At 35.5% G+C, this 8,933-nt stretch carries 5 protein-coding genes; all 5 read right to left on the bottom strand.

The genetic code is table 11. The features are described from left to right. On the bottom strand, positions 1–2,783 hold a 2,783-nt coding region (locus PMI10_RS13910; protein ID WP_007808977.1), incomplete at its 3' end, for a GEVED domain-containing protein. A gap of 959 nt (positions 2,784–3,742) precedes the next feature. Next, positions 3,743–4,666, bottom strand: a complete 924-nt coding sequence (gene queG, locus PMI10_RS13905; protein ID WP_035631892.1) for a tRNA epoxyqueuosine(34) reductase QueG — start codon at positions 4,664–4,666, stop codon at positions 3,743–3,745. Between the two features lie 116 nt (positions 4,667–4,782). After that, positions 4,783–5,805 carry a Holliday junction branch migration DNA helicase RuvB gene (gene ruvB / locus PMI10_RS13900; protein ID WP_007808973.1) on the bottom strand — a complete coding sequence of 341 codons (1,023 nt, stop codon included), beginning with the start codon at positions 5,803–5,805 and terminating at the stop codon, positions 4,783–4,785. A 104-nt stretch (positions 5,806–5,909) separates the two neighbouring features. Continuing rightward, the gene (locus tag PMI10_RS13895) at positions 5,910–7,709 is read right to left on the bottom strand and encodes a cytochrome c oxidase subunit I (RefSeq protein ID WP_007808971.1); all 1,800 of its coding nucleotides are present in this window, start codon (positions 7,707–7,709) and stop codon (positions 5,910–5,912) included. A 30-nt stretch (positions 7,710–7,739) separates the two neighbouring features. After that, positions 7,740–8,927 carry a cytochrome c oxidase subunit II gene (locus tag PMI10_RS13890; protein WP_007808969.1) on the bottom strand — a complete coding sequence of 396 codons (1,188 nt, stop codon included), beginning with the start codon at positions 8,925–8,927 and terminating at the stop codon, positions 7,740–7,742. Positions 8,928–8,933 lie beyond the last annotated feature (6 nt).

The following is an 8,933-nucleotide window of genomic DNA, read 5'->3' as shown; positions in this document are numbered from 1 at the left end:
CCAGACAGGTTTAATGTAGTTCCGGATCCCGTACAAATTGCTGTGCTTGCAATAGTCCCTCCAACTGAAGCTGGATTTACCGTTATAGTCGAGGAATTAGATAGTGCCGATGAACATCCAGAAACTGTGTAGCTATATGCTACACCATCTACCCATGTGGTTCCTCCTGATGAATTTCTTGTAATACGAATAGTATTTGTTGCAACAGTAGTTGTCACTGTTATACGCTGTAATACATCATTGGGTGCTGCACTAAAACTTCCAATATTAGCTGTGCCATCAGATATAGTAACACTTCCTGCATTGTCATCTCTTGCAATACTTACAGTTACTGCTGTGTTAGCTGGGACTGTATTTTGTAAGGTTATTGTTAAAATATTATTTGCATTGTTAATTGTAGCAGAATTAGTTGCATTTGCTGCATCTCCTAAGTTTGATATGGCTCCTGTTGCATTAGTTGGATTTACACCACCAGTTGCAGATAATCCATTGCCAGTTATTGTAGATGTTGCTGTAGTAATATTTGTAGCATTAAGAGTTGTATTAACTGTCACTGCTGGAACAGATACAGAAGCTGTACCACCAGCATTTAATATAACTGTTTGAGATGCTCCTCCATTAATATTATAAGTAATAGTTGCATCTGCAGTACCGCTAAGATTAAAGACAGCGTTACTTCCCGAACAAATTGGAGTTGTTGAAGGGGTAATACTGGTTGAAACGGGAGTGTTAATAACTGTAATCGTTCCTGTAGCTGTTGCTGGAGGACATCCACCAGTTGTAGTTACAGTATAATTGAAAGTCCCTGCTGCTGTTGGTGTACCGCTTATAGTTGCCACATTTCCTGCCCAAGTCCCCGTAACACCTGCTGGTAATCCAGCGAAAGTTGCCCCTGTAGCTCCTGTAGTTGCCAACGCAATACTAGGCATAGTACTATTGATACATGCAGTGCGGTTTGCACCTGTAGCTATGGTGTTTAATGGATTAACTGTTATTATTCCTGTAGCTGTTGCTGGAGGACATCCACCAGTTGTAGTTACGGTATAATTGAAAGTCCCTGCTGCTGTTGGCGTACCGCTTATGGTCACCAAATTTGCTGCCCAAGATCCGTTAACGCCTGCTGGCAATCCAGAGAATGTAGCTCCAGTTGCACCAGTTGTTGCCAGAGTTATGTTGGTAATGGCAGTATTGATACAAGTTGTTCTATCAACACCAGTTGCTATGGTATTTGTTGGCGTAACGATTAGCGTCAGATCTGAAGAAATAATACAACCTGAAGTGTAAGTAAGAGTTAATGTGTATACTCCAGCATCTATAGGTTGGACATTAGGTATCGATGGACTTTGTAAAGTGGATGTGAAGCCATTTGGGCCAGTCCAGCTATGCGTAGCTCCAACATCAGTTACTCCTACAAACGAAGCCGTTTGTCCCTGACAAACGGTTAGAGGTGAAGGTGTTGCAATTACAGAGTTTATATTCACCCAATGGTCTTCTACTTCACCATCAAAAGCAAATCCTGTAGGACCTAAATTATTTGTTGAAGAGAGTCGTATTCTAGTATAATAATTGCTGCCTGACTTTAACCCTGAAATAGCTGCAAGCGACATTACTATATTTCCATTAGTACCGGTAGGTACTGTATAAGTTGCTTTTTCACTTGTATCAAAAACACCATTACTATTGGCGTCTATCCATAAGCTTAGATAGGCTGGATTGCCTGTTAGGTTTTTTGCTGCTACAGTAGCCTGACAAAGCGGCCAGGAGAAACCTACAACAGCATCTTCATCATCAATCCCTGCCAGATCATCTGCATTAGGATTTGTTCCAGCTGCAACTGGTGAATATGCTGCTTCAGTATCTACAGTAGTACCCAGCATTAGTTGTGGATCTGCAAAAGTACCCCTTTGAGCGTCCAGTACATTTGTTGTTGTAGATAGATTTGTATTGCCTATTGGCAGAGTACCGCCTGTAATAGAGCTAGTGACGATATGCACCGCTTGACCGTAGCTAGTTGGTGCATCAGAATAATCTACATTTTCCATAAACCCAATAGCAAAATGCTGTATTGAGTTTCCTTTTACGGCGACATCAATATAAGGTACATTTTCTGCTATCAACAAAGCATCTCCTCTGGAATCACCTGTATTTTGATTCGTAACTCTCACTGTTGATCCAGCTCCGGAAACCTGAAGTTGTGTACTCATATTTGCCCAAGTATCTTGATAAATGTATTTATCCATATACTTAATGGTTCCTGATGGAGTAGTAATTTGGTAATATTCGTTTGTACCATTTAATGATTCTGTACCTGCAATCGCAAAGGCTGCAACGTTTCCTGTAGTACCGTTGGGATAGTTTGCAACAATTGTTAGTCGAAGACTAGCCGTAGCGTTAGTACCTCCATTATTTATACCTATAATATTACCTGCTCCATTGTTGCCGCCAATATTGCCATAGCCAAAAGGGAAATTATTTCCTGTAAAATTATCAGTTTTTCGAGATTGAGGGAGTCCTGGTGTACCTGTTGCAAGAGAAACTGTTGCAGTGTAGATAACTCCAGAAGGCGCAGTAAAAGATCGAGTGGTTCCATTTGTGATGATATCTGCAGGTGCTCCATCACCATTTAAATCCCAATTGAGCCAAAAAATTTTGTCTTTATACAAGCCTGTACCTGTTGTAGCAATTCCTGCTTGAGCTTGTAGCTGTAATGTAGCTGTTACTAAAAATAGTAAAGCTAGTAGGTACTTAAATGAATTTGTAGTAGAAAGTATTTTTTTATTCATACTATATAATTAAAATAGTTTTTTTTAATTCTGTAAAACATTAGGTCTATTAAAACAATTCCTTTGTTATTTATTATTATTGTTGCGATTGCATTTCATTCTAAATAAATATCTCATTTCAAAAAGATTTGTGAATTTGCTTTTGTCAAAAAATGAACAAAAAATAAACTAAAAGTAACCAGCTTAAAAGAGTTAAGCTCGTTGAAAGTAAAGTTATACATAGACAGTTTTGGTTTGAATAATAGAAATGAAAAAATCGGAAAATCCAAAAGAAGATTCCGGAGTAAACAGTGATTTTATAAAAAAATTAAAAATGGATGATAGTCCCGAAAAGATTCTTACGAGATTTTTATAACAGTAAAGTAATTTGTGCCCCATAATTTCAATTTAAAAGACCCAAAAAACTTCTTGGTTGATATTCAGCAGATTGGGTTTGGCGAAAGTATATAAACTATAAAATATTAGCTACATTTTTCGGTGAATGGCTTAATTAGACGATGAAATACATTTTTTTATACTTTGATCTTTATTATTTATAAAAAAAATAACTTTATGTTAAACAAAAAGATTATTAAATAAAAAATATTAGTTTTTTTTATATTTTTAGAAATAACAACTATATTTAACTTTCTTACTTATAATTCTTTTTCAGAATTCTCCTCGTTTATTATAGTGGCCCCTTACGTTTTTTTGAATTTGTCATTAATTAAAATATTACAAGAGATTAGATGAAAGCATTTATATCATACATAGAAAACAAATTTTGAAAATAATTTTTGCTGGCTTTTTTTTTCAAAAGCCCAAAACTATATCAGACAGATGCCCTTAAATAAAAAAATGGTACAAGAAGAAGATTCTTGGTCACGAAAGAGGAAAAAGGAGTTACAAGACTATTTTTACTTATTAATAGTTACTTATATTTGTTAAATTAATTTTAGAATTTTATGAGATTTTCAGAATTATTCTAAAAACTTAACATTTCTCTTTAAGCCATCGAACTTGGCTCTTTTAATAGGTGAGTTTTTGAAAACGGTACGGAAAGTTTCTTCTGTAATTTCAATCCAATCTTTTTTTGAGTATGAAAGCAGATCTGAATTGGGGCTGAATAATGGTTCAGAATGGGGTTTTGAAAACCGATTCCATGGACAAACATCCTGACAGGTATCACAACCAAACATCCATTCGTCGAATTTCCCTTTCATTTCGTAAGGGATATTTTCTTTAAGCTCGATGGTATAATACGAAATACATTTACTTCCATCAACAATATATGGAGCAACAATTGCCTGTGTAGGGCAGGCATCAATACAAGCAGTACAAGAACCGCAATGATCTGTTGTTGCATGATCGTATTCTAAATCCAGATCCAAAATAAGTTCTGCAATAAAATAAAAAGAACCTACTTTTTGAGTTAATAGGTTACTATTTTTACCAATCCATCCTAAACCACTTTTTGCAGCCCAGGCTTTATCCAGAACGGGAGCTGAATCAACAAAAGCGCGGCCAGAAACCTCTCCTATATTTTTCTGAATGGAAAAAAGAAATTCCTTTAGTTTTTCTTTGATTACAAAATGATAATCCTGACCGTAAGCATATTTTGAAATCTTGAAACTCTCTTGGTTTTGAGTTTCACCCGGGTAATAATTAAGTAAAAGTGAGACAACACTTTTTGCATCATCAACTAATAATGTTGGATCTAAACGTTTGTCAAAATGGTTTTCCATGTATGCCATTTGACCGTTTCGATTGTTTTTTAACCAATTTTCAAGTCGTGGGGCTTCTTGTTCTAAAAATCCAGCCTTGGATATACCACAAGAAAGAAAACCAAGTCGTTTTGCTTCAGATTTAATAAATTTAGAATATGTCTCTTTTGAATTTATCAATGCAAAATATTATATTAAACGGAAAGCCCTAGCCCAGACAGCAACGGCATCCTTTGCTTGCCTTCTTTAGGCAGGCAAAGATATAGTGGATGGCTGGAAAAGCTTCTTAAAAAAAACTAAAACAACCCTCCCTGAATGTTTGTATTTATTTTACCTAAATGTTTATAGGCTTTGTCGGTCACTTCACGGCCACGAGGAGTACGCATAATAAAACCTTCCTGAATTAAAAAAGGTTCATATACTTCTTCGATTGTCTCGCTGCTTTCCGAAACAGCTGTAGCCAAAGTCGAAAGCCCGACAGGACCTCCTTTGAACTTATTGATAATAGTCAGCAAAATTTTATTATCCATTTCGTCAAGACCATGGGCATCAACATTGAGTGCTTTTAATGCATAACGGGCTATTTCCAGATCGATTGTTCCGTTACCTTTAATTTGGGCAAAATCACGAACTCTACGTAATAATGCATTCGCAATACGTGGTGTCCCTCTGCTACGTCCGGCAATTTCGATCGCAGCATCTAATCCAATTGGCATTTTTAATATGGAAGCACTTCTTTCCACAATTGTTGTTAGAAGTTCAGTAGTATAATATTGAAGCCTCGATGAAATTCCGAAACGGGCTCGCATTGGTGCTGTTAGCAATCCTGATCGTGTTGTGGCTCCTATTAAAGTAAAAGGATTCAGATTGATTTGAACTGTTCTAGCATTTGGGCCAGATTCTATCATAATATCAATTTTGAAATCTTCCATAGCTGAATAAAGATATTCTTCTACTATAGGACTTAAACGGTGAATTTCATCAATAAACAAAACATCTCTTTCATCAAGATTGGTTAGCAAACCTGCAAGATCACCTGGTTTATCTAAAACTGGTCCTGATGTGATTTTGATTCCGACCTCAAGTTCATTTGCTAAGATATTAGCCAAAGTCGTTTTTCCCAGTCCCGGAGGTCCGTGAAATAAAGTATGGTCAAGTGCTTCTCCACGTTGATTAGCAGCTGCAACAAAAACTTTTAAATTCTCCAATACCTGATCCTGTCCTGCAAAATCATCAAATGATAATGGACGTAATTTTTTTTCGAGATCTAATTCTTCCGGGTTGTATCCTTTTGTAGTAGGATCTAGGTTTTCATTCATCCTACAAAGATATAGAAACTAATTAGTTTGCAAAACAAGATTTTATATGGAACTGAACTAAACAAAAAAAGACTGTCGTTTCTGACAGTCTTTTTAAATATTTTTTAGTGATGTAAAATTTCTTCACCTTCTTTCATTGGTACATTTTGCGGAACAAAATCTACGTCATGATTTGGATTACTATAGTCATATGGCCAACGGTATACGTGAGGGATTTCACCTGGCCAGTTACCGTGTATATGTTCTATCGGAGCTGTCCATTCTAATGTTGTTGATTTCCATGGATTTTGAACTGCTTTTTTACCGTAGAAAATACTACTAAAGAAATTGTACAGGAATACCAATTGGAAAGCTCCACCAACAAGAGCAAATGTTGTAATTAAAACATTCACATTTTGTAAGTCATCAAATAATGGAAAGTTTGTATTTGTATAATAACGTCTTGGTAAACCTGCTAGTCCGATGAAATGCATTGGGAAGAATACTCCATAAGCACAAACAGCAGTTACCCAAAAGTGAATATATCCTAAGTTTTTATTCAACATTCTTCCGTACATTCTAGGGAACCAGTGATAAATACCAGCAAACATTCCGTAAAGTGCTGAGATACCCATTACTAAGTGAAAGTGAGCAATTACAAAGTAAGTATCATGAACGTTAATATCTAAAGTACTGTCTCCTAAAATGATTCCGGTTAAACCTCCGGTGATGAAAGTAGAAACCATTCCTATAGAGAATAACATTGCCGGGTTAAATTGTAAGTTACCTTTCCATAGAGTTGTAATCCAGTTAAAAGCTTTTACAGCAGATGGAATTGCAATCAATAAAGTTGTAAAGGTAAATACAGATCCTAAGAAAGGATTCATACCTGAAATAAACATATGGTGCCCCCAAACAATTGTAGATAAAAATGCAATTGCAAGAACTGACATGATCATCGCTCTGTATCCGAAGATTGGTTTACGAGAATTCGTAGCCATGATCTCAGAGACAAGACCCATTGCCGGTAAGATTACAATATAAACTTCAGGGTGACCCAAGAACCAGAATAAGTGCTCAAACAATACTGGAGAACCACCTTGATAATGTAAAACCTCTCCTGCAATATAAATATCAGACAAGAAGAATGAAGTACCAAAACTTCTATCAAAAATCAATAATAAAGCAGCAGATAATAATACTGGAAACGAAATAACACCAATAATAGCCGTTACGAAAAATGTCCAGATTGTAAGAGGAAGTCTGGTCATAGACATTCCCTTTGTTCTTAAATTGATTACAGTTACAATGTAATTTAAAGATCCCATTAAAGAAGATGCAATAAAGATAGCCATCGAAACTAACCATAAAGTCATACCTGCTCCTGAACCTGGAATTGCTTGTGGCAATGCACTTAATGGCGGGTAAATTGTCCAACCTGCAGATGCTGGTCCGGCTTCAACAAATAATGAAGATAACATTATTACAGCTGATAAGAAAAACAACCAGTATGAAATCATATTCATAAAACCGGAAGCCATATCTCTGGCTCCAATTTGGAGTGGAATAAGCAAATTACTAAAAGTTCCGCTCAAACCTGCCGTTAGTACAAAGAATACCATTATGGTACCATGAATTGTAACTAAAGCTAAATAAATATCATTTGCCATTACACCGTCTGGTGCAAATTTATCTCCTAATAAAACATTAAAGATTTTGAAAGACTCTTCAGGCCACGCCAATTGCATTCTGAAAAGCAAGGACATTGCAACACCAATTACTCCCATTATAATACCTGTAATCAAGTATTGCTTAGCAATCATTTTGTGATCAATACTAAATATATATTTAGTAATGAAAGTGTCTTTATGGTGATGTTCGTGCTCGTGATCGTGATCGTGTCCGTGATCGTGTTCTGCTGACATATATGTATACTTTAAATTTCTTAATAAATATTATTTCATTGCAACTTTAGCTACAACTGCTTTAACAGTATCTATAACTGCTTTAACAGTGTCTTTAGCTGTGCTGTCTGTAGTAGAAGCTTTAACTTCTTCAGCTGGTTTCTCAGCAGCAGCTGCAGCTTTAATATCCTGAGCTAAAGTAGTTTTTTCGCTTAACCATTTTTTGTAATCAGCCGGTGAATCAACAACCACTTTCATTTGCATATTGTAATGAGATGCTCCACAAATTTTATTACATAATAATAAATAATCAAATGTATAAGGATCCAAAGCTGTACCGCCTTTAGCAACTAATTCAGCACTTTTAACAGCTCTGATTTTATTGATATTTGATACTTTTTCAACCATAAAAGGCAACTCTCTATATTCAGCAGTTGTATAAGTTGGAATAAAAGCAAATTCAGTAACCATACCGGGAACACAGTTCATTTGTGCTCTAAAGTGAGGCATATAAGCTGAGTGAAGTACATCCTGAGAACGCATCTTGAAATGTATTTTTTTACCTTTAGGAATATGTAATTCTGTAACTACAATATCATCTTGAGCATTAGGGTCAGACATATCAACACCTAAAGTATTTACTCCTTCAATTAAACGTACATTAGCTTTTCCTAAAGTATTATCCTGACCTGCATATCTAGCAGTCCATTTAAATTGTTGTGCGTATAATTCGATTTCAATAACGTCTTCATCTTTATCAACAAACATGATATTGTTCCATGCATACAATCCATAAAGAATTAAAACTGCCAAAACAACAGATGGAATAATACTCCAGATTGCCTCTAATTTATTACTATCTGCAAAGAATAATGCTTTTCTATCTTTATTTCCTCTATTTTTAAAAGAAAACCAGTATAATAATCCTTGTGTAATAACCTGAACTGCAAAAATTAAAACCCAAGTAATATTCATCAAACTATCTACTAAAATTCCGTGCTCGGAAGCAGGTGTATGAAGTGCTAAATGACCCCATTTTAGTAAACCATAAATAGTAAATATATAAATGAAAGCCAAAAAGCCAAACATAATATATCCCTGAATATTATTATCATTATCTGATGCAACTTGCGAATCGTCCGAAGAAGATCCTACTTGAGTAAGATCAAAAATCTTGGTCAATTGCCACAATGCAACTGCTAATAAAACTAAAACTATAATTACCAACAAACTTGTCATCTGTTT

This window comes from Flavobacterium sp. CF136 (assembly GCF_000282055.1).
Lineage (GTDB): Bacteria > Bacteroidota > Bacteroidia > Flavobacteriales > Flavobacteriaceae > Flavobacterium.
The sequence above is the reverse complement of the archived record's forward strand: the minus strand, read 5'-3'. Positions and strand labels throughout refer to the sequence as shown.

What these genes read in the sequence shown, in the direction of transcription:
- PMI10_RS13890 (WP_007808969.1), bottom strand. Translation starts at nt 8,927, where the DNA reads ATGACAAGTTTGTTGGTAATTATAGTTTTAGTTTTATTAGCAGTTGCA.
- ruvB (WP_007808973.1), bottom strand. Translation starts at nt 5,805, where the DNA reads ATGAATGAAAACCTAGATCCTACTACAAAAGGATACAACCCGGAAGAA.
- PMI10_RS13895 (WP_007808971.1), bottom strand. Translation starts at nt 7,709, where the DNA reads ATGTCAGCAGAACACGATCACGGACACGATCACGATCACGAGCACGAA.